Source organism: Allofournierella massiliensis (assembly GCF_964241245.1).
In the GTDB taxonomy this organism is placed as follows: domain Bacteria; phylum Bacillota; class Clostridia; order Oscillospirales; family Ruminococcaceae; genus Allofournierella; species Allofournierella massiliensis.
This window is the reverse complement of record NZ_CAXSWZ010000008.1, coordinates 62,648-82,461: the sequence shown is the minus strand read 5'-3', so window position 1 is coordinate 82,461 and position 19,814 is coordinate 62,648. Positions and strand designations below refer to the sequence as shown.

General features: G+C 60.6%; 16 protein-coding genes. 9 read left to right on the top strand and 7 right to left on the bottom strand.

Going from position 1 to position 19,814, the window contains the following annotated elements; all coding sequences use genetic code 11:
* The first annotated feature begins 32 nt into the window (after positions 1-32).
* From ACESYO_RS06205 to ACESYO_RS06185, 5 genes are all read left to right on the top strand, one after another.
* On the top strand, positions 33-797 hold the full coding sequence (locus tag ACESYO_RS06205) for an acylneuraminate cytidylyltransferase family protein (protein ID WP_058963627.1): 765 nt from the start codon (positions 33-35) through the stop codon (positions 795-797).
* A gap of 55 nt (positions 798-852) precedes the next feature.
* Complete coding sequence (locus tag ACESYO_RS06200; RefSeq protein WP_276870188.1) at positions 853-3,405, top strand: YfhO family protein; 2,553 nt, start codon at positions 853-855, stop codon at positions 3,403-3,405.
* Positions 3,402-4,172: a threonine/serine exporter family protein gene (locus ACESYO_RS06195; RefSeq protein WP_276870186.1), complete on the top strand. Its 771-nt coding sequence runs from the start codon at positions 3,402-3,404 to the stop codon at positions 4,170-4,172. Before ACESYO_RS06200 ends, ACESYO_RS06195 begins: the two co-directional genes overlap by 4 nt.
* Entirely contained in the window at positions 4,169-4,621 is a 453-nt protein-coding gene (locus ACESYO_RS06190) for a threonine/serine exporter family protein (RefSeq protein WP_276870184.1), read from the top strand. Before ACESYO_RS06195 ends, ACESYO_RS06190 begins: the two co-directional genes overlap by 4 nt.
* Before the next feature lie 299 nt (positions 4,622-4,920).
* Complete coding sequence (locus ACESYO_RS06185; RefSeq protein WP_276870183.1) at positions 4,921-5,487, top strand: glycosyltransferase; 567 nt, start codon at positions 4,921-4,923, stop codon at positions 5,485-5,487.
* On the opposite strand, the gene ACESYO_RS06180 is transcribed toward ACESYO_RS06185, so the two are convergent.
* Together ACESYO_RS06180 and ACESYO_RS06175 are read right to left on the bottom strand one after the other, a co-directional pair.
* Positions 5,433-6,350 carry a pseudouridine-5'-phosphate glycosidase gene (locus ACESYO_RS06180; protein WP_276870180.1) on the bottom strand — a complete coding sequence of 306 codons (918 nt, stop codon included), beginning with the start codon at positions 6,348-6,350 and terminating at the stop codon, positions 5,433-5,435. The two genes, ACESYO_RS06185 and ACESYO_RS06180, sit on opposite strands and share 55 nt — an antisense overlap.
* Positions 6,347-7,276 carry a PfkB family carbohydrate kinase gene (locus ACESYO_RS06175; RefSeq protein WP_058963621.1) on the bottom strand — a complete coding sequence of 310 codons (930 nt, stop codon included), beginning with the start codon at positions 7,274-7,276 and terminating at the stop codon, positions 6,347-6,349. Before ACESYO_RS06175 ends, ACESYO_RS06180 begins: the two co-directional genes overlap by 4 nt.
* 214 nt (positions 7,277-7,490) lie before the next feature.
* Between ACESYO_RS06175 and ACESYO_RS06170 the strand changes: the two genes are divergently transcribed.
* Positions 7,491-8,237, top strand: a complete 747-nt coding sequence (locus ACESYO_RS06170; protein ID WP_058963620.1) for a M23 family metallopeptidase — start codon at positions 7,491-7,493, stop codon at positions 8,235-8,237.
* Positions 8,238-8,331: 94 nt separating this feature from the next.
* Here ACESYO_RS06170 and ACESYO_RS06165 read toward each other — a convergent pair whose 3' ends face one another.
* The 5 genes from ACESYO_RS06165 to ACESYO_RS06145 form a co-directional block, all read right to left on the bottom strand.
* Positions 8,332-10,461: a PTS transporter subunit IIABC gene (locus ACESYO_RS06165; RefSeq protein WP_132587350.1), complete on the bottom strand. Its 2,130-nt coding sequence runs from the start codon at positions 10,459-10,461 to the stop codon at positions 8,332-8,334.
* A 5-nt stretch (positions 10,462-10,466) separates the two neighbouring features.
* Positions 10,467-11,351 carry a BglG family transcription antiterminator LicT gene (gene licT, locus ACESYO_RS06160; RefSeq protein ID WP_058963618.1) on the bottom strand — a complete coding sequence of 295 codons (885 nt, stop codon included), beginning with the start codon at positions 11,349-11,351 and terminating at the stop codon, positions 10,467-10,469.
* Positions 11,352-11,642: 291 nt separating this feature from the next.
* A complete protein-coding gene (locus ACESYO_RS06155) occupies positions 11,643-13,937 on the bottom strand; it encodes a putative bifunctional diguanylate cyclase/phosphodiesterase (RefSeq protein WP_058963617.1) in 2,295 nt (764 codons plus the stop codon).
* A gap of 210 nt (positions 13,938-14,147) precedes the next feature.
* Positions 14,148-16,379 carry a sensor histidine kinase gene (locus ACESYO_RS06150; RefSeq protein ID WP_058963616.1) on the bottom strand — a complete coding sequence of 744 codons (2,232 nt, stop codon included), beginning with the start codon at positions 16,377-16,379 and terminating at the stop codon, positions 14,148-14,150.
* Complete coding sequence (locus ACESYO_RS06145) at positions 16,354-17,055, bottom strand: response regulator transcription factor (protein WP_276869882.1); 702 nt, start codon at positions 17,053-17,055, stop codon at positions 16,354-16,356. The genes ACESYO_RS06150 and ACESYO_RS06145 overlap by 26 nt, the downstream gene beginning before the upstream one ends.
* A 248-nt stretch (positions 17,056-17,303) precedes the next feature.
* On the opposite strand from ACESYO_RS06145, the gene ACESYO_RS06140 reads away from it, so the two are divergent.
* The 3 genes from ACESYO_RS06140 to ACESYO_RS06130 are packed head-to-tail and all read left to right on the top strand — an operon-like array spanning position 17,304 to position 19,803.
* Entirely contained in the window at positions 17,304-18,227 is a 924-nt protein-coding gene (locus ACESYO_RS06140; RefSeq protein WP_058963614.1) for a sugar nucleotide-binding protein, read from the top strand.
* Positions 18,224-19,009: a sugar phosphate isomerase/epimerase family protein gene (locus tag ACESYO_RS06135; protein ID WP_058963613.1), complete on the top strand. Its 786-nt coding sequence runs from the start codon at positions 18,224-18,226 to the stop codon at positions 19,007-19,009. The genes ACESYO_RS06140 and ACESYO_RS06135 overlap by 4 nt, the downstream gene beginning before the upstream one ends.
* Positions 19,006-19,803 carry a glycosyltransferase family 2 protein gene (locus tag ACESYO_RS06130; protein WP_058963612.1) on the top strand — a complete coding sequence of 266 codons (798 nt, stop codon included), beginning with the start codon at positions 19,006-19,008 and terminating at the stop codon, positions 19,801-19,803. The genes ACESYO_RS06135 and ACESYO_RS06130 overlap by 4 nt, the downstream gene beginning before the upstream one ends.
* The last annotated feature ends 11 nt before the right edge of the window (positions 19,804-19,814 follow it).

The following is a 19,814-nucleotide window of genomic DNA, read 5'->3' as shown; positions in this document are numbered from 1 at the left end:
CCGAGGAATCAATCCGAAAGAAGGAACGAAACGTGGAAAAACTGCTCATCACCATCTGCGGCCGTGCCGGCAGCAAGGGATTTAAAAACAAGAACCTGAAGGTGTTCTGCGAAAAGCCGCTGGTGTATTACACCCTGAGCGCCGCTTCGCTGTTCAAGGCCACCCGGCCGGACGTGCAGGTTGACATCTGCCTGAACACCGACAGCCAGGCGCTGGCGGATCTGGTGGCCGCCAAATACCCGGAGGTGGTGTTCCTGCCCCGCGGCGAGGCTTTGGGCGGCGACACCGTGCCCAAGATGGCCGTCTTTCAGGACAGCCTGGCCCGCATGGAAAAAGCCAACGGCTGCACCTATGATTATGTGATGGATCTGGACATCACCAGCCCGCTGCGCACCGCAAAGGACGTGCAGAACGCCTTCGAAATGAAGGCTTCCCGCCCGGATCTGGATCTGGTGTTCAGCGTGACCGAGTCCCGCCGGAACCCCTGCTTCAACATGGTGCGGGACTGCGGCGACCATGTGGAAAAGGGCATCGACAACGCCACCTACACCGCCCGCCAGCAGGCCCCGGTGTTCTACGATGTGAACGCCAGCATCTATGTGTTCCGCCGGGATTTTCTGACGAACAACACCACCGGCATTCTGTGGGACGGCAAGATCGGCGTGAGCAAAATGCTGGACACCGGCGTGCTGGACATCGACAGCGAGGAGGATTTCCTGCTGATGGAGGTTATCGCGGGTCATCTGTTCAAAACGCTGTCGGAGTTTGCCCAGGTGCGGGACAACATTCGGGAATAAGACGCGGCGCGGGGGCAAAATGCCCTCGCGCTGAAATCTGTTATCGAGGGATACCATGGGAAAGACACAAACATCCTGCGCCCGTGCGCAGCGGAATAACCTGATTTTCTGCTTTGCACTGGCCATGGTGCTGGTGGGCGGCATCTATCTGCTGTTGGGCTTCTGGCCCTTTGGCGATGGAACCATGCTTACCGGTGACCTGAACGGCCAGTATGTGGCCTACCTGGCCGATCTCAAACGCCGGGCAGCGGAAGGCGGCTTTTTTTACAGCTTCGCCAAGCTGTGCGGCGGCAGTACGCTGGGGCTGTTCGCCTATTACATGGCCAGCCCCTTTAATCTGATCCTGCTGGCGCTGCCACTGCGCATGATTCCGGTGGCGGTGCAGCTGATGTTCTGGCTGCGCACCGCCTTTACTGCCACGGCCTGCTGCTTCTTTTTGCAAAAGCATCTGAACAGCGCCAGCCCGCTGCTGGCGGCAATCAGTCAGGGCTACGGCCTGTGCGCCTTCTGTGTGGTGTACAGCCAGAATGTGATCTGGATGGACGTGGTACTGCTGGCGCCGCTGGTGCTGTGGGCGCTGGAGCGGCTGGTAGACACCGGCCGCCACTGGCCCTTTCTGTGGCTGGTGTTTGCCTGCGTGGTATTGAATTTTTACAGCGCCTGGGCGGTGTGTCTGTTCAGCGTGATCTACTTTTTCTATTACTGGGTCACCAGCGAGCGGCTGGCGCAGCGCACGGCACAGCTGTTTGCCCGGCGATTCGCCCGGTTTGCCGGCAGCGGTGTGCTGGCGGCGGGGCTGGGGATGGTGCTGCTGTATCCGGCACTGACGGAAATTGAAGAGAGCAAGGGCGCGCTGTTCGCCATGGGTCTTTCGCTGGAAACGAATTTCAGCCTGCCCCGGCTGGTGTGGCAGCTGTTCTTCGGCAATTTCTTCTGGGAGGACGTGACCGGTGGCCTGCCCAACATTTACTGCGGCGTATTCTGTGTGGCGCTGGGGCTGTTCTTCTTTTTCAGCGACCGGATTCGCCTGCGGGAAAAGCTGGCCGCGGCCGGGGTGCTGGCGGCGCTGGTGCTCAGCTTCTGGGTCAGCGGTATTGACCTTGTCTGGCACGGCTTCAAGGAGCCGGTCTGGTTCCCCTACCGTTACAGCTTTCTGGCCAGCCTGTTTCTGTTGCTGCTGGCGGCGCGGGCACTGCTGACAGCACGCCCAAAGCTCTGGGCTTTCGCCGCTGCCGCCGTGCTGGGGGCACTCTGGCTGGCGGGTTACACCGCCACCGCCGGTGAGGAATTCTCCGCCCTCAAGCTGGTTATGTGCGGCGGGCTGTATTACGGTGTTCTGATCTGTGTGTGGCTGCTGGGCGCAAAACGCAGCGCAGCCCTGCTGGGCACGGCGGGCTTTTGCTGCCTTGCTGCGGCGGACATGGGCGCCAACAGCATGCTGAGCCTGCGCAAGTTCGAGAGCTACTCCAAAAGCGGTTTTGAGACCTTTTATGATCAGGGCCGCCAGGTTGTGGAGGCGCTGGAGCAGAAGGACGAGGGATACTACCGGCTGGAAAAGAACTACATGCGCACCCTCAACGACCCCATGCTGCTGGGCTACTGGGGCATCAGCCATTATTCCTCCACCAAGGCCAGCACCGCAAAGCCCATGTTGGAGCAGCTGGGCTATGTGAACTATACCACCTACGGCTGGGGCTCCACCGCTGTGGCAGACAGCCTGCTGGGCATTAAATACTTATATACCGACGGCAGCCGCCCGATACCCGGGCCCTATCAGAAGCTGGAGCTGGGCACCGAGCTGGAGGTGTACGAAAACCCCTATGCGCTGCCGCTTGCCTATGTGGGCAGCACCGATGCGCTGGCTGTGGACGTGGAAAGCAGCGGAAATACCTTCCAGCTGCAAAACGAAATGCTGCAGGCGCTGGTGCCCGGCACGGCCGACGCGCTGCTGCCTGCCGGGAACGTTACGGTGGACGAGCAGGCCAAGGGGCTCACGGTGTATTTTACTGCACCGGTGAGCGGGCCCTGTTATCTGGCGGTGCCGGATACCGGCAACTTCCTGCCGGCAGACGTGAAGGTGGACGGAGAGCTGCTGGGCGAGTATTTCCAGGGGGATTCTCTGGGCGGCGTGTTCCCGCTGGGCAGCTTTGAAGCAGGCCAGACCGTATGCCTGCAGCTGGGCGTGGAGGATCCGGCGCAGTATCTGGACAAACTGCAGGTTTACAGCCTGAATGAATCGGTGCTGGCCGGGGCCGTTGACCGGCTGAAGGCGAGCGCCCCTGTTGATCTGACCATCCGGGAGGGGGGCAGCATCCGGGTGACCGCGCAGGGCGGCGAAGAGAATGATCTGCTGGTGCTGCCCTTTGCCTGGGAGGATGAAGCCCACTGGACCGCTGAGCGAAACGGCGAGCCGGTGGCGGTGGAGCAGGTGTTTGAGGGCATGATGGGCGTGCGGCTGGAACCGGGCGAAAACCAGATCCGGCTGACCTACCATCACCCGGGTGCGGCTGTTGGTGCGGCAGTAAGCGGCCTGTGCCTGATTGCCGTGCTGGGCTGGTATGGAGCGCAGCGATACAAAACCCAGAAGGATAGGAGAGAAACGATATGAACGACCAGCAGAGCGTGCTGGAATTTGTGATGGAGGCAGCCGAGGTACTGCTGAAAAACGGCGCCGAGGTGAGCCGTACGCAACAGACCATGGAGATCATGGCCAAAAGCCTGGGAGTGGACAGCTTCCACGGCTATGTGCTCACCAACGGTCTGTTTGCCAGCATGGGCTTGGATTACGGCCAGCCTGCCCAGATCCGCAGTGTGCCTGCCAGCGAGGTGCATCTGGGCCGGGTGGAGGCGGTGAATGCCCTTTCCCGAAAAATCGCCCAGGGGCAGGTGAGCCTGGGGGAGGCCCGTGAGGAGCTCCAGCGCATTAAAACCATGCCCTACGCGCCCAACCGGGATCAGATTCTGGCCTGCGGCGTGGGCAGTGCCTGCTTTGCGCTGATGTTCGGAGGCATCTGGCAGGACGGCCTGATCGCGCTGGCGGTGGGCCTGGGTCTGCAGGTGTTTCTGCTGTGGATGGGCCGCTGGGGCCTGAACAAGCTGATCACCAAGTTCCTTGGGGCGGCTTTTGTGGCGCTGGCCACCATGCTGCTGTTCCTCACCGGTTTCGGGCAGAACATGGACAAATCCATCATCGGTGCGCTGATGCCGCTGGTGCCGGGTATGGCGCTCACGCTGGGAATTCGCGACCTGATCATGGCGGACTTTCTCTCCGGAACCATCCGCATGCTGGACGCTCTGCTCACTGCTGCCTGCATTGCCTGCGGTGTGGGCCTGATCCTTGGTCTGGCCACCATGATTCCGGGGGTGAACGTATGATGATGCTGATTGAATTTCTCCGGCAGCTGGCGCTGGCTTTTTTGGGCACCGTCTGCTTTGGCCTGCTGTTCCATGTGCCGCCCCGGCATTTTGCCGCCTGTGGCATTGTGGGCGCCATCGGCTGGCTGGTCTACTGGGTCATGATGCTGGTGCAGCCCAGCGCGGTGCTGGCAAGTCTGGTGGCGGTGATTCCGCTTACCGTTGCCACCCGGGTGTTCGCGGTGGTACGCCGCGCTCCGGTCACCCTGTTTCTGATTCCCGGCATCTTTCCGCTGGTACCCGGTGCAGGCATCTACTACACCGCCTACGCCTTCATCACCGGCGACACCGCCCAGTGTGCGGCCAAGGGCGCCGAGACGCTGAAGATCGCCGTGGCGCTGGCAATGGGAATTGCAGTGGTCATGTCCATCCCCATGAAGCCCAGCAACCTGCGCCGGGATCGGCGCTGAATGAAAACAGAAAAAATTACTTTCCATAAAAATCCCCCTGCGGACGGCAAGCCGCAGGGGGATTTTTTGCGCAAAAGGGCGACTCCGGGCGAAGTGTTGCCCGAACCGTCCGGAACCCTGTTCCCGCTTTCGGCATAGCCTGTCGAAAAAAGGGGGGATTCGGGTGAAGAAAAAATTCATCCTTTCCGTGGGGTTCGGCGTGCTGTGGCTCACACTGTCGATATGGCTGTCGATCCCGTGGATTCAGTCGGCCGCAGAGTTTTTTGCCACCGGTCTATGTGTGGGCGGTGCTCACGGGGGTGGCGTTTCTGTCGGGCTATCCGATGAGCGCCATGTTCTTTTCCAATCTGCTGCACCGAAGGGTGCGGGAATATCCGAAAACCGATGAGGATACCACAGTCATTCTGTGCGCCCACAACGAGGAGGAAAGCATCGCCGGCACCATTCAGGCGCTGTTGTGCCAGAACTACGGCGGACGCATCTGCATTCTGGCGGTGGACAATGCCTTCACCGACGGCACAAAGGCCCGGATTCAGGCTATGGCACGCCTTGCGCCGCAGAATCGGCCGGTGCGGTATCTGTACTGCGGCCAGCCGGGCAAGGCGAATGCGCTGAATCTGGGGCTCAGTCGGGTGCGCACCCGCCATTTTCTCACGGTGGATGCGGACACCTGGCTGGAGAAAAACGCGGTGCAGCGGATCATGAACCATATCACGGCGGCCAGACGGGGCTGCGTGGCGGGTAACCTGTTTGTGCAGAAAAAAGCCCCCTGCCGGCAGGCAGAGGGCTTTTGCGGGTTTGAGAAAAACGCTTACAGCGCGGTGTACTCGCGGGCGATGCGGGCAGCCACACGGGCATTGTTGTAGGCCAGCTGGATGTTGGTGGCCAGGCTGCGGCCCTGGGTGTATTCCACAATATGGGCCAGCAGGTAGGGGGTGATGTTCTTGCCGCGCACGCCGTCGGCGTTGGCGCTGGCCAGAGCCTTGTCGATGATGGCGCTCATCTCGTCGAAGTCCATGGCGAACTCCTCGGGCACCGGGTTGCCGATCAGCATGCCACCGGCAAGGCCCAGATCCCACTTGGTCTTGGCGATCCTGGCAACGTCGGCAGCGTCCTTGGCGGCGTAGTCCACGCCGAAGCCGCTCTTACGGCAGTAGAAGGCGGGGAAGTCGCTGGTCTGGAAGCCCAGAACGGGAACGCCCATGGTCTCCAGATATTCCAGAGTCAGGCCGATGTCCAGAATCATCTTGGCGCCCGCGCAGACCACGGCCACAGAGGTGTGGGCCAGCTCCTGCAGGTCGGCGCTGATGTCCATGGTGGTTTCGGCGCCGCGATGTACGCCGCCGATGCCACCGGTGGCAAAGAACTTGATGCCAGCCAGGCTGGCCAGAATCATGGTGGAAGCCACAGTGGTGGCGCCGGTGCCGCCCTCGGCCAGAATGATGGGCAGGTCGCGGCGGCTTACCTTCACAACGCCTTCGCCCTTGCACATCAGCTCCAGCTCCCCGGCAGACAGGCCCACCTTCATGCGGCCGTCGATGATGGCCATGGTGGCGGGAACAGCGCCCTCGGCGCGGATGATCTTCTCTACCTCAGCGGCGAATTCCAGGTTCTGGGGGTAGGGCATACCGTGGGAGAGGATGGTGCTCTCCAGCGCAACAACGGGCTTGCCCTCTTCCAGAGCGGTCTTAATCTCGGGGGTGATGTCCAGATACTGCTTCAGATTCATTTCACATACTCCTTTATCATTTGTTGAATGGCTTGTTCGCTCATGTCGGGGTTGATGGTGTCCTTGCCGCTGATGGCCACAAGGCCGGCGCCCAGAGCCCAGTCCAGAATCTCACTTTCGTCCAGCCCCTTGCGGGTGGCGTGCAGGATGCCCGCCATGGTGGCGTCGCCTGCGCCGGTGGCATTGACCATCCTGTCGAAGCGGCGGCTGCGCCGGTGGATGCTGCCGCCCGGCCCCTTGTAATAGATGCCGTCCGCGCCGAGACTCACAAAGACCCGGCGTACGCCTGCGGCAAGCACGCGGGTGCAGGCCTCTTCCAGATCCTCTTCGGTGGCAATGGGCATGTCCGCCAGAATCTCCATCTCCAGCCGGTTGGGTTTGATGGTGTCGAACCGGCCCAGAATGGGCACCAGCTTGCGGGCCCAGGTGGTGCTCACCGGGTCCACACACAGGGGCGCAGTGCAGTGGGCGGTCAGATAATTCAGCGCGCTGGCGGAAAGGTTACCGTCGCACACCACCAGTTCGGCCCCGTTCAGAAGCTCCATCTGGCCGGCCACAAAGCCCTCGTCCATCTCGGTGAGAATGCGCATGTCGCTCATGGCTACCAGCATATCGCCGGCGGAGTCCATGATGGAGATGTAGGTGGAGGAGGAATGCCTCGGCCGGGTGAGCATGCCGTCGGTGCCCATGCCCAGTGCCTGGCAGCCGGTGCGCAGCATCTGACCGTAGGCATCGTCGCCCACTGCAGTTACAATCTGGCAGGCTTCGCCCAGACGGGTGAGGTTGTCCAGAATATTGCGCATCACGCCGCCCATGGACAGATGCAGCCGACCGGGATTGGAATCCCGCATGATCAGGGGCGCGAAGCTCTGGCCGTGAATGTCCACGTTGGCGCCGCCGATGCCGGCAATGTAAGGTTTCGTCAAAAACAGCCCCCCGTTCCTTGAATTGGCCGCCGCCTGCGGCCGGTGAGGTTTTTCAACCTTATTGTACTATCCGCAAAAGGGGATTTCAAGTGACAGACGGCACATGTATAAACCGGCGGCTTTGGCGCAAAACTAAAGGCAAAGCGGCAACGGAACACCGACGAGGCAACCGGCTGTGCCGCCGCAAAACTGCAAAAGATAAGGAGCAAAGGGAATGAAATGGATCGCTTCGTTGTTTCGGGGCAGGGGGCTGTACTGGGCCCTTTCGCTGTGCATCGTGATCGCGGCGGCGTGCAGCTTTTTTGCCGTGAAAAACATTGTGGAACAAAACAAACCGCAGACCGATCAGGGAGGTGAGGCAGTATGGGATTTGCCCAAAGCGCCGGTAGAACAGGATGTGGAGGATGTGCCCATCAAGGCCACTCCCGCCCCCACCGCTACGCCCAGGCCCAGCGCCTCGGCCAGGCCATCGCCCTCGCCGGCTTCCTCCTCTGGCTCGTCGGAGCAGCCCGCGCCTACTGCCGCACCCGAAGAGCCTGCCGCTGCGCCGGCGCCCTCCTTCGTGTGGCCGGTGGATGGGCAGACCGGGCAGGAATATAGCGGCGATGAGCTGGTGTATAACGAGACCCTGAAGGACTGGCGCACCCACAACGGACTGGACATCTTCTGTGAGGCCGAAAGCCCGGTAAAGAGCGCGGTGGCCGGGCGGGTCACCGCCGTGTATGAGGACGGCATGTGGGGCCAGATCGTGGAGATCGACGACGGCGCCATCACCTGGCGCTACTGCGGCCTTGCCAGCGGAAGCGTGCTGGTGAAGGCAGGCGACGAGGTGCTGGCCGGTCAGGCCATCGCTACGCTGGATCAGGCCCCGGCGGAAAGCGCACTGGAGCCGCACCTGCATCTGGAAACCCTGCGCGGCGGCAATTACGAGGACCCCCGCCAGTATCTGAGCGAGGGCTGAGCCTATAAAACATCAAAACAAACACAAAGCCCCGGCCTGAAAACAGGCCGGGGCTTTGCGCATCTGTGTATTTAGGAGTTGAGAGGATAGCAGATCAGAAAACTTCCATCACCGCGTCGCCGGCCTTTACCTCGCCGGTGCGGGTCAGCTTGAAGCCGCCCAGATCGGCCAGATTGCCCACCACAACGGGGGTCACGGTGCGGTAGCCTGCGGCCAGAATGGCGGCGCGGTCCATGGTGCCGATGGGCTGACCGGCCTTCACGACATCGCCCTGCTTGATGCTCAGGGTGAAGGGTTCGCCGTTCAGGCGGATGGTGTCGATGCCCATGTGAACCAGAAGATCCACGCCCTGGGCGGTGCGCATGGTGAAGGCGTGCTTGGTGTCGAACACCAGAGTGATCTCACCGTCCGCCGGGGCCAGAACCTCGTCCGCCTCGGGTTCCACGGCGAAGCCGTCGCCCACCATCTTTTCACTGAATACGCCGTCGGCAACCTCTTCCACTGGGATGATCTTACCGGCCAGAGGGCTTACCACGGTCAGTCGCCCGCCTCCGGCCTTGGGGGCGTCGGCGGGTTTGGTCTCAACGGGTTTCGCTTCCTGCGCGGGCTTTGCCACCGGAGCGGGATGATCGGAAGCGGAGGATTTCAGGTAGGCCTCCAGATCGGACTTGATCACGGATACCCGGGGACCGTAAACCACCTGAACGCCCTGGCCCTTGCAGATTACGCCGGAAGCGCCGGTGGATTTGAGCAGCTGCTGGTCCACCTTGGCGGGGTCCTTCACGGTGCAGCGCAGGCGGGTGATGCAGCAGTCCACGTCGGAGATGTTGTCCTTGCCGCCAAGGCCCTGGGTGATCTGAGCGGAGAGCTCGTCCGCCGCTTCGGCCTCGGTTACTTCACCGGCCTTCTTGCGGGCTTCCAGATCCTTACGGGTATAGAGCTTGGCCTCGGCGTTGTCGTCGCGGCCAGGGGTCATGTAGTTGAACTTGCGGATCATGAAGCTGAACACGAAGTAATAAACCACGAAGTAGACGACGCCCACCACGGGAATCCACAGCCAGCTGGTCTTTTCGTTGCCCTGCATGATGCCGAACAGGGTCAGGTCGATCAGGCCGCCGGAGAAGGTCAGGCCCACGCCCACGTTCAGGATGTGCATGATCATGTAGGAAGCGCCGGCCAGCACACAGTGCACCATGTACATGGCGGGAGCCACGAACAGGAAGGTGAATTCCAGGGGCTCGGTGATACCGGTGAGCATGGAGGTGAGGGCTGCGCTGAGCAGCAGGCCGCCCACAGCCTTGCGGTTCTCGGGCTTTGCGCAGCGGTACATGGCGAAGGCAGCACCGGGCAGGCCGAAGATCATCAGGGGGAACTTGCCGGTCATGAAACGGGTGGCGGATACCGAGAAATGGGTGATGCCGGGGGTAGCCAGCTCGGCAAAGAAGATGTTCTGCGCGCCTTCCACCAGCTGACCGCCCACAACGGCGGTGCCGCCCACGGCGGTCTGCCAGAAGGGGATGTAGAACACATGATGCAGGCCGAAGGGGATCAGTGCGCGTTCGATGAAGCCGTACAGCCAGGTGCCCGCGTAGCCGGAGGCCAGCACAAAGCCGCCCAGAGCGTTGATGCCGATCTGAATGGTGGGCCAGATGTAGTACATGGCGATGCCCACCAGCAGGTAAACGGCGGAGGAGATGATGGGCACGAAACGGGTGCCGCTGAAGAAGGAGAGCACCTGGGGCAACTGGATCTTATAGAACCGGTTGTGCAGCGCCGCGGTGCCAAGGCCCACCAGAATGCCGCCGAACACGCCCATCTGCAGGCTGGTCATGCCCAGCACATCGGCGGTGGCGCCCGCCAGATCCGGCGCGCCGAAGGCGCCGATCATGGCGCCGATGGTGGCGTGCATGATGAAGAAGGCGATGGCGGAAGCCAGGGCCGCAACTTCCTTTTCCTGCTTGGCCATGCCGATGGCTACGCCCATGGCGAAGATGATGGGCAGGTTGTTGAACACTACCGAGCCGGCGGAGTTGAGCACCTGCAGAATCGCGTTGGCAAAGGTGCCGGGGCCCAGCAGGCCCATCAGGCCGTAGGCCTCCAGCATGGTCTCGTTGGTCAGCGAGCCGCCGATGCCCAGAAACAGGCCGGCCACCGGCAGGATGGCGATGGGCAGCATGAAGGAGCGGCCCACACGCTGCAATACGCCGAAGATTTTGTCTTTCATAGGTTTCATTCCTCCTCTGTACTCAGGCCCATCGACACCGAAAGCCGGTGCAGATGGACGGTTAAAAAGAACTGTTCGCTGCTGGGAAAGTTCAAATCAAAGGTTTCGCGGATGTGCTGGCCGATGGCCTGTGCGCATTCGTAGTCGGCTGCGTAGTGACGGGCGATCAGATTCTGGAAGCCGGTATCGCCATCCGGCGCGTAGCGGCCCTGGAACAGCCGCTGGGCCAGAAACTTCAGGTGCACCACGAATCTCTCGTAGTCCACCGAGCTTTCGTCAAAGGTCACGCCGTAGTAGGCCTGGGCGTAGTTGACCACCTCGCGGATCAGCTTGGTGATGGGAACCATGTCCGCCATGCGGCCGTCCAGCTCGGCGTTCACGATATGAAGCGCCATGAATCCGGCTTCGTCCTCGGGCAGCCGCAGGCCCAGCACGCTTTCGATCACGTCCAGCGCCTGCTGGCCCAGTGCGTATTCCTGGGGATAGAAGTTTTTGATCTCCCAGAGCAGCTGGTTGGGGTATTCCACCCCGTTCCGGAGCCGCTCCACCGCAAAGGAGATATGGTCCGTGAGGGTGATATACACGTTTTCGCTGAGCCGCCGCCCCAGCACCCGCTCGGCGGTTTCGATGATGTGGGTGCTGATGTCCAGATATTCGCTGGGAACATCCTGCATCAGCTGCATCAGCCGGTCGCACTGGCCGGGATCCCGCAGGGCATAGATCTTTTCCACCCGGGCGGCGGGCAGAAGATCCCCGGCAGATTTTTTGAACCCGATGCCCAGCCCACGCAGAATGATTTCCTGGCCGCTGGAGTCCTGGGAACAGACGAAGTTGCTGCCGATCACCCGCACAATTTTGTAGGTGCCGTGCTGTTCCATGGGGGAGGTCATGCGTGCATCCCCCCGGAAAACGCACCGGCAGACATGCCATGCTTCATGCGTTTTATCACCTTTCCTTCCATCACGTAGCCTTGAAACGACCGGTTTCGGCAAATAAAAAAGACCAAACCACACCCGGCGATCAAATCGCACCGGGAGAAGTTTGGTCTTGCCTGCATTACCAGTCACAAGCCGTATCGACTTTGAACTGTTCACAGAATAGCACAGGTGGGAAAGCCTTGTCAATAAAAAAACAGGGGCGAAAAAAACTTTGGAAGTTCTGCCGGAAATGCAGTGAAAATCTTATGAAATATGCCGATCCGGATGGGGGATGGGCAGGTATTTCTGTTCGAATTCCTCCACACTGATGGGCCGGTCGAAGTAGTAGCCCTGGGCCAGATCGCAGTGCATGCGGCGAATGAAATCCAGCTGAGCCTCAGTTTCCACACCCTCCACCACGGTGGTGATGTGCAGCTCCTGGGCCAGATGAATCACATTTTTCAGAACCAGATCCCGTTTTTCCTCGTCGGTTTCATCCCGGGCGGCCAGGAATACCCGATCCAGCTTCAGCTCGTCGATGGGCAGATCCTTCAGGGTATTCAGCGAGGAGTAGCCGCTGCCGAAATCGTCCATCGAGATGGAAAACCCCTGACCATGCAGCCCGAGCAGCACGGCCCGCACCCGGTCGATGCTTTCCAGCGCAAGGCTTTCGGTCACCTCCAGCACAATCAGCCGGGGCGGAATGTTCCAGCGGTTCAGAATGCTGCACAGGCGCTGCACATACCCTGCCTCATACAGCATCAGCCGGCACTGGTTCACCGAGATGGGAATCACATCGCGCCCTTCGTCCAGCCAGCGGCGCAGGGTGCGGCAGGCCTGATCCACCATGTAAAAATCCAGATCCACACAGAAGCCGTTCTTTTCGAATACGGGAATGAACTGGTCCGGGTAGAAGGAAAGCCCGTCCGGCCGGACCCAGCGCACCAGCGCTTCGGCACCGCCGGGGCGGCCGGTGACAAGGTCGATTTTGGGCTGCAGCTTCATCACGAATTCACCGCTCATCAGTGCGGCGTCCATGCTTTCCTCAATCTGATTGCGCAGGATGACCGGTTCGTAGATGGCCGGGTCGAAGAAAAGCAGTTCGTCCTGCCGGGAACCGGAGGTGGTTTCGGCGGTCATGGCCGCTTCGGTGATCGCCCGCTCCAGGTCCGGGGTGGTGTTGGTCACAAAACGCACACCTGCCGAACACACCGCCTGATAGTTCTGATGCTCCGACACCCGGAACCGGCGGATCTGAGCAAAAAAGCGGCTCATGCGCTGATGTACCTGATCCGGGTCTGAGCAGTCCAGAAGCAGCAAAAAGCGTTCGTTGCGGCCCATGCAGAACAGCTCGGTGGGGCCTATCTGCTGGTCCAGCGCCTCCTTGATATGCCGCAGCAGGGAGTTGAAGCGCTCCAGTCCGTACAGGTCTTTGATGGTGGGGGCGTTGTCGATGTCCAGCACGATCAGGGCTTTGGGGTCGGCGGTGAGCTTGCTGGGCATCTCCTGCAAAAAGCGAACCCGGTTGTAGGCCCCGGTGATGGAATCGAAATAAGTCAGTTTGTTCATAGAGCGGTTGTTCTGGCGCATCATCCGGTAGATATAGAGGGTAAGCAGGATCACCAGCAGGAAAATCACAAAAAAGGTGATGCGCTGCAGGTTAAACCACTGGCTCAGATCGGTGACCAGAATGCGCTGGGGAACCACGCACATGATGTACCAGTCGTTGACTCCCATGGGAATCAGCGCCACCTCATACAGGGTACGCTCGTTGGTCAGGCTGAAAAAGGCGGATTCGTTCACGGCGAAGGCGCTCAGGATGGTCTGCTGCAGCTCATCGCTGAAGGCGGGGGTATCGAAGATGCTGCGGGCGTCTTCGCTGATGAAATAGGTCTGGTTGCGCACTACGAACTTGCCCTCAGAGTTTACGATATGGGCGTGGACCTGGCCGTTCAGCAGCAGGCTGGGGCTGAGCAGCTCCCGCAATGCGTCGGTGTTGTTGGTGCCGGTGAGCACTCCGATCACCGGACCGTCCACGCCGCCCTGGTAGATGGGCACCGCGTACCGGTTCACATAGCAGCCCAGGGTATCATCCCAGAAGGTGAAGGAGATGTTGCCTTCACCGGCCAGTGCCCGCTGCACGGCGGAATCCTGGCTCAGGTCCTGCTCCAGCTGGGCGCTGCCGTCCAGCAGAACAAAGCTGCCCTGCCCGGCGGTGTCCACCACACCCATGCGCAGAAACGCATTCTGAGAGTTTACCACATCCAGCTGGTCCAGAAAGGCGGGATCGTGAAGCAGCTGCTGCGAATTGAGCCCATCCGCGGAGTCGTAGCCGATAAAGGAGGAAAGAGTTACCAGTGTTTGCAGATTCCCCTGAATGTGGGAATTCACAATATTGCGGGCGGTTTCCGCAGTGGCTTCCAGCGAATGGGCTGCTTCTTCGTGCTGCACCTGCGCGCCGTTGCGGGAAAAAATATAGAAGGAAACGGTGAGCGCGATACAAACAGCGGTAATCAGCGAAAAAGCCACCACGATCTGGCGATGAATATGTTTGGTCACGGGCAACGCTCCCTTCCTGGCAGAGCTCCCCCGGCAAGTGTACGGGGGATGTATTGTGAAAAAATCAACTGTATTTTATACAGTATAATCGAATTTTGAACGGAAGGAAAGAGCCGCGGAGGGATTTGACGGTTACTGTTGGCGGAAAACGGTGGATTTTCCACCAGTGAATAAAAAATCTCCCCGGCCCTGAAAGCCGGGGAGATATGATCAGACGGGTGGCTCTGCCGGGTCAGATGGCTCATAAGCCGGTTGAGAAGGATACTCTGTTTCCGGTTCCGATGCAGGCGGCGGGCAGAGGGGAAACTCCACCAGTACACAGAACAGATCCGCCACCGCGTGAACCGAGAACCGGCCGCCGCAGGCCTCGGCAAAGCTCTTGGCGATGGAAAGGCCAAGGCCGCTGCCCTCGCCGCTGCGGGCGGAATCCCCCCGCACGAACCGTTCCAGAAGATGCTCCGCATCCTCCGGGGCAATGGGATCCCGGGTCACGTTTTTGATGCTGATGGAAACCCGGCTTTCGCCCCGTTCCATCTGGGTATAGACCCGGCTGCCGGGCAGCGAGTAGGCCAGTGCGTTGGTATAAAGATTCTGGAACACCCGATACAGCCGGTCGCCATCCGCGCAGACCCAGGCCTGTTCCGGCAGCTGGGTCACAAAGGAGAGGGGGCTGGCTGCAATGGCTTCATCCATATCCGCCAGCGTCTGGCGGATCAGCTTTGCCAGATCCAGCGGCCGGGTCTGCAACGGCAGCTCGCCGCTGGCGGCCTTGCTCACCTCGAACACATCCCGCACCATGGTTTTCAGCCGGTCAGCCTTGACCTTCAGGATTTTGGCGTAGTCCGCCGCGGGCTGGTCAAGCGGTTCCTCACAGAGAAGCCCCGCATAGTTGATGATGCTGGTCAGGGGTGTTTTCAGGTCGTGGGACACATTGGTGATCAGCTCCAGCTTGAGCCGTTCGGCCTTCATCTGCTGTTCCACCCGGGCCTGAATGCCTTCTTCCAGCGCGTTCAGGTCCGCCGCGGGCACCGCACAGAGAGAACCCTCGGGCAGGGCCAGCGGGGCGGTATGCTGCCCGGCGCGCAGGGCGGCCAGCTTATCCGCCAGTTGATTCGCCTGCTCCAGAAAACGGAGCAGACGAACAATACCGGCTACAAAAAGGAAAGCACCGCCCAGGAAGAGGGCAAGAAACAGAAGAACAGCCAGCTGCAAATCCAAGAAATAAAAGACCTTGTAATAGCAGAAGAAGGACAGAGGCAGCGCCGCCATCAGGCAGGGAGGCCCGATCAGGATAGGCGCCAACAGGCTCAGGGCTGCCTGACGTTTCCATGGCTGGGCGGCGGCAAACTGCTTGTATCGGCGGATCAGGCGGGCGGTCAGGCTGGTGCGCAGGGTGTGGCGCAGATTAAAGCGGAATTCCAGCCAGAACAGCCAGACCAGCGGCAGATCGATCACCAGAAGAAACGCCGTCAGGAAGGGGGACGCAAAGAAGGTGACCGAGTAGCCATACAGGTAGCTTTGCGCCGCGCAGCTCAGGATGGCCAGCAGAAGATAGCCGGAGAAGAGCAGGAAAATCAGAGCAGGCAGCTTCACCAGCAAGGGAACCCGGCGCAAAAGCCCGGCCGCCCATTGGGCTGCCGCCCGCCGCTTTTTCCACAGAGCAAGCCATACCGCCAGGCAGAGCAGCCCCCAGGCGCCCAGCCCCACCAGAATGCGGGCGATGATGGGCACGGTGGAATTGTTGATCCACCGGTAGGCAAAGCCGAGGGTGCCGGTGTCGCTGGAGGGGACCTGCTTGACCGCGATCACCAGCTTCGCATTGGACAGAAAGCCCTGCGGTTCCACCCGGGTGGGGGTGATGTCCTCGACAAGAATCTCCTGAGTGCTGCTGAAGGCGGTTACACTGACCAGATAAGACATCTGGTCACAGACGTCCAGCAAAAGGCTGTTGCCGCCGATGCTGCCGTCCTTCAACTGAAAGACGATTTCGTAGCCCTGGGGGATCTCATCCGGAGAGCGGAGCAGGGAGGATGAGATGGTCTCTTCGCCCTCGGCGCTCAGATACAGCAGGATGTCCCGGCTGGTGTATTCCTCACTCTGCTGCAGTTGTTCCAGCGCCTGCCGGGAAAGCAGCTTCTGCTGCGCTACCGCCTGGGGAGCGAGGGCCTCACCGCTGGGGGTGACCAGCCCGTCGGCGCACAGCACCCGGGCATGGTAGTAAACGGTGCTCAAAAAATACTGGTATTCCGGTACCGCCTCGATTTCCCGGTTCATCAGCGCAGAATAGGAGCGGGGCCCCTGCAGAAAAATCTGCACCAGCCGGTCATCCAGCGGGATGCAGTAAAAGATCAGAAACGCGCACACCGCCGCCATCCAGCCCGCCAGAATGCGAACGATCAGCGGCCATTTTTTGCCCTCAGTGCTTTTCCAGTTTATAGCCAAGACCCCACACCACCTTTACATATTCCGGTTCCTTCGGATTCAGTTCAATTTTTTCCCGGATGCGCCGGATGTGCACCATCACGGTATTCTCCGGGGCGTACACATTGCCCTCGCCCCAGGCGCCGGCATAGATTTCTTCCGCCGAGAACACCCGCCCCGGGCTGCGGAAGAACAGTTCCATGATCCGGGTCTCGGTGGGGGTCAGCCGCACCGGCTCGCCGTCCGCCGTGAGCTGATGGGCTTCAAAGTCGTATTCCAGCCGCCCCACCCGCACCAGCGGGCCGCCGGACTGCGCGCCGCCCAGGGTCAGGTACCGGCGCAGATGACTTTTCACCCGTGCTACCAGCTCGGTGGGGCTGAAGGGCTTGGAAATGTAGTCGTCCGCCCCGATGGAGAGCCCCAGCACCTTGTCGCTGTCCTCGGTTTTTGCGCTCATCACCAGAATGGGCAGGTTGCGTTTCTGCCGGATGCGCAGAATGGCGGAAAAACCGTCCATCCGGGGCATCATCACATCCATTAAAATCAGGTGTACTGTGCGCTGTTCAAGAACATCCAGCGCTTCAAAGCCGTCCGACGCGCCGTATACGCAAAAACCCTCTTTTTCCAGATAAAGCCGCACCGCGTTCACGATGTCGGCGTCGTCGTCCACCACCAGGATACAGGCCTGCTGGTCCATGAAACCGCCTCCTCTTTGCAAAACCGCTCTTTTGTTGATTGTAGCCAAAACCGGGGCGTTTTCCAAGGCCCCTTTGAGCGCATCCTTATTATAGCAAAGGATTCTTACAGCCGGAGGGTGGTTTCTCTTACGGTTTTCTTACAATGGAAAAAGGGCCTCAAACGGGCGCGAACCTTGTAACTTCGGGGCTTTTTGTGTATAATGTACCCTGTATGACTATGAGAAAAAGCGGCGAAAGGAGCAGCGGCATGGCAAACAGTGTTCTGGTGGGCAGTACCGGCTTTGTGGGAGGCAACCTGATGGCGAGTCATCCCTTCGATGCGGCCTACCATTCCAGCAATGTGCAACAGGGCTTTGGCAGGGAGAACGATCTGGTGGTTTATGCCGGTGTGCCCGCCGCCATGTTTCTGGCCAATCAGGACCCGGAGGCGGATCTGGCGGTAATGCGCGCGGCCCGGGAAAACCTGCGTCGCCTTGCGCCCAAAAAGCTGGTGCTGATCTCCTCCATCTGTGTTTATGTAGATAGCAGAGGCAAAACCGAAGCGGACGAGCCCCAGCCTGAGGGCCTTGCGGCCTACGGGGCCAACCGGCTGCAGCTGGAGCGCTGGGTGCGCGAGGACTGGCCGGACGCTCTGATCGTGCGCCTGCCCGCCCTGTATGGTCTGGGCCTGAAAAAGAACTTTCTGTACGACCTGCACACCATTACCCCGGCGCTGCTGCGCCCGGCCAAGTATGAGGAGCTGGCGGCAAAGAGTGAGCTGGTGAAAAACGCCTACTCCGACGCGGGCAATAACTTTTATAAATTGAACGGCAGTCAGGACTCCGCAGCCTTGAAACAGTGGTTTGCGGCCAACGACTTCAACGCGCTGGCCTTTACCGACAGCCGCTCGGCCTACCAGTTCTACGACCTGCGCCGCCTCTGGGCGGACATTCAGAAGGCTCTGGAGCTGGATTTGCGGGTGCTGCATCTGGCAACGCCCCCGGTGAGCGCCGCCCGGGTATATGAGGCGGTGGCCGGCGGCCATTTTGAAAATCATCTGGCGGCGCAGCCCTTCGACTACGATCTGCGCACCCTGCACGCCGAGGCCTTCGGCGGCAGGGATGGCTACCTTTGCACCGAGAAAGAAGAGCTGGCGAATATCTGCGCCTTTATGAAAGGATGGACGGAATGAAATTATCGGCTTCCAACATCGGCTGGGCCGCTGAAAACGACGAGCAGGTCTGGCAGCTTTTGAAGGACCTGGGCTATCAGGGCATCGAGATCGCCCCCACCCGGGTGATCCCGGAAAACCCCTATGACTGCCCGGCGGGCGCGGCCCTGTTTGCCGGCGTCATGCACCAGAAATACGGCTTTGCCGTCCCCAGCATGCAGAGCATCTGGTTCGGCAAAACCGGCAATATCTTCAACCCGGACGAGGCGAAGGAGCTGGAGGAATACACCCTGCGGGCCATTGAGTTCGCGGTGAGCTGCCGCTGCCGGAATCTGGTGTTCGGCTGCCCCCGCAACCGGAATATGCCGGAAGGCGCCGACCCGCAGCAGGGTGAGGACTTTTTAAGCCGCATTGCCTGGATGGCGGCCCAGCGGCAGGTGGTCATCGGTCTGGAGGCGAATCCCCCGGTGTATAACACCAATTACATCAACACCACCGCCGATGCCTTCGCCATGGCTAAAAAGCTGGACAGCCCCGGCCTTGGCGTCACGCTGGACGTGGGCACCATGATCGCCAATGGCGAGCGGCCCAACGACTTCGCGGCGGATATGAAATATGTGAGCCATGTGCACATCAGCGAGCCGGGCCTTGCCCCCATCGAAAAGCGGGCGATTCACCGGGAACTGGCGCTGCTGCTGGGCGCGCTGGATTATCAGGGCTATGTGTCGCTGGAGATGAAAACCGCGGACACGGACACCGTGCGCCGCAGCCTGGAATATGTGGCGGAGGTGTTCGGCGCATGAGCGAATGGGTGAAAAACGTGCCCGGCGTGCCGGACTACACGGTGGACGCCTTCCGGGAAAAGCGCAGTGACTACTGCCTGCTCATCCCCATCATCAACGAGGGCAAGCGCATCCTCACCGAGTTGGAACGGGCCCAGAAGGGCGCCGTGGATGGTCTGTGTGACATCATCCTGTGCGACGGCGGCTCCACCGACGGCAGCATGGAGCCCCGGGGCCTGGAGCGCCGGGGCGTGAACACTCTGCTCACCAAAAAGGGCCCCGGCAAGCAGGGGGCCCAGCTGCGCATGGGCATCCACTATGCGCTGGAACGGGGCTACGAGGGGATTCTGACCATCGACGGCAACAACAAGGATTCCATCGAGAGCGTGCCCCTCTTTATTGAAAAGCTGGAGGAAGGCTACGACCTGATTCAGGGCAGCCGGTTTATCCCCGGCGGCAAAGCCATCAATACCCCCGTCAGCCGTTACTGGGCGGTGCGCCTGATTCACGCGCCGGTGATCAGTCTGGCGGCCCGCCACTGGTTTACCGATACCACCAACGCCTACCGGGGCTACAGCCGGGCCTATCTGACCCATCCGCTGGTGAAGCCCCTGCGGGATGTGTTCGTGGGCTACGAACTGCTGGCTTACCTGAGCGTGCGTGCCACCCAGCTGGGCCTCAAGGCCTGCGAGGTGCCGGTGGAGCGAGCTTATCCCAGGAACGAGCCCACCCCCACCAAGATCAAGGGCTTGCAGGGCAACACCAATCTGCTGAAAATTTTGTTCGCCGCACTGCGGGGAAAATACAACCCTTAAAGGGGAGAATG

What these genes read in the sequence shown, in the direction of transcription:
- ACESYO_RS06135 (WP_058963613.1), top strand. Translation starts at nt 18,224, where the DNA reads ATGAAATTATCGGCTTCCAACATCGGCTGGGCCGCTGAAAACGACGAG.
- ACESYO_RS06180 (WP_276870180.1), bottom strand. Translation starts at nt 6,350, where the DNA reads ATGAATCTGAAGCAGTATCTGGACATCACCCCCGAGATTAAGACCGCT.
- ACESYO_RS06170 (WP_058963620.1), top strand. Translation starts at nt 7,491, where the DNA reads ATGAAATGGATCGCTTCGTTGTTTCGGGGCAGGGGGCTGTACTGGGCC.
- ACESYO_RS06145 (WP_276869882.1), bottom strand. Translation starts at nt 17,055, where the DNA reads ATGGACCAGCAGGCCTGTATCCTGGTGGTGGACGACGACGCCGACATC.
- ACESYO_RS06140 (WP_058963614.1), top strand. Translation starts at nt 17,304, where the DNA reads ATGGCAAACAGTGTTCTGGTGGGCAGTACCGGCTTTGTGGGAGGCAAC.
- ACESYO_RS06190 (WP_276870184.1), top strand. Translation starts at nt 4,169, where the DNA reads ATGATGATGCTGATTGAATTTCTCCGGCAGCTGGCGCTGGCTTTTTTG.
- ACESYO_RS06200 (WP_276870188.1), top strand. Translation starts at nt 853, where the DNA reads ATGGGAAAGACACAAACATCCTGCGCCCGTGCGCAGCGGAATAACCTG.
- licT (WP_058963618.1), bottom strand. Translation starts at nt 11,351, where the DNA reads ATGACCTCCCCCATGGAACAGCACGGCACCTACAAAATTGTGCGGGTG.
- ACESYO_RS06165 (WP_132587350.1), bottom strand. Translation starts at nt 10,461, where the DNA reads ATGAAAGACAAAATCTTCGGCGTATTGCAGCGTGTGGGCCGCTCCTTC.
- ACESYO_RS06195 (WP_276870186.1), top strand. Translation starts at nt 3,402, where the DNA reads ATGAACGACCAGCAGAGCGTGCTGGAATTTGTGATGGAGGCAGCCGAG.
- ACESYO_RS06130 (WP_058963612.1), top strand. Translation starts at nt 19,006, where the DNA reads ATGAGCGAATGGGTGAAAAACGTGCCCGGCGTGCCGGACTACACGGTG.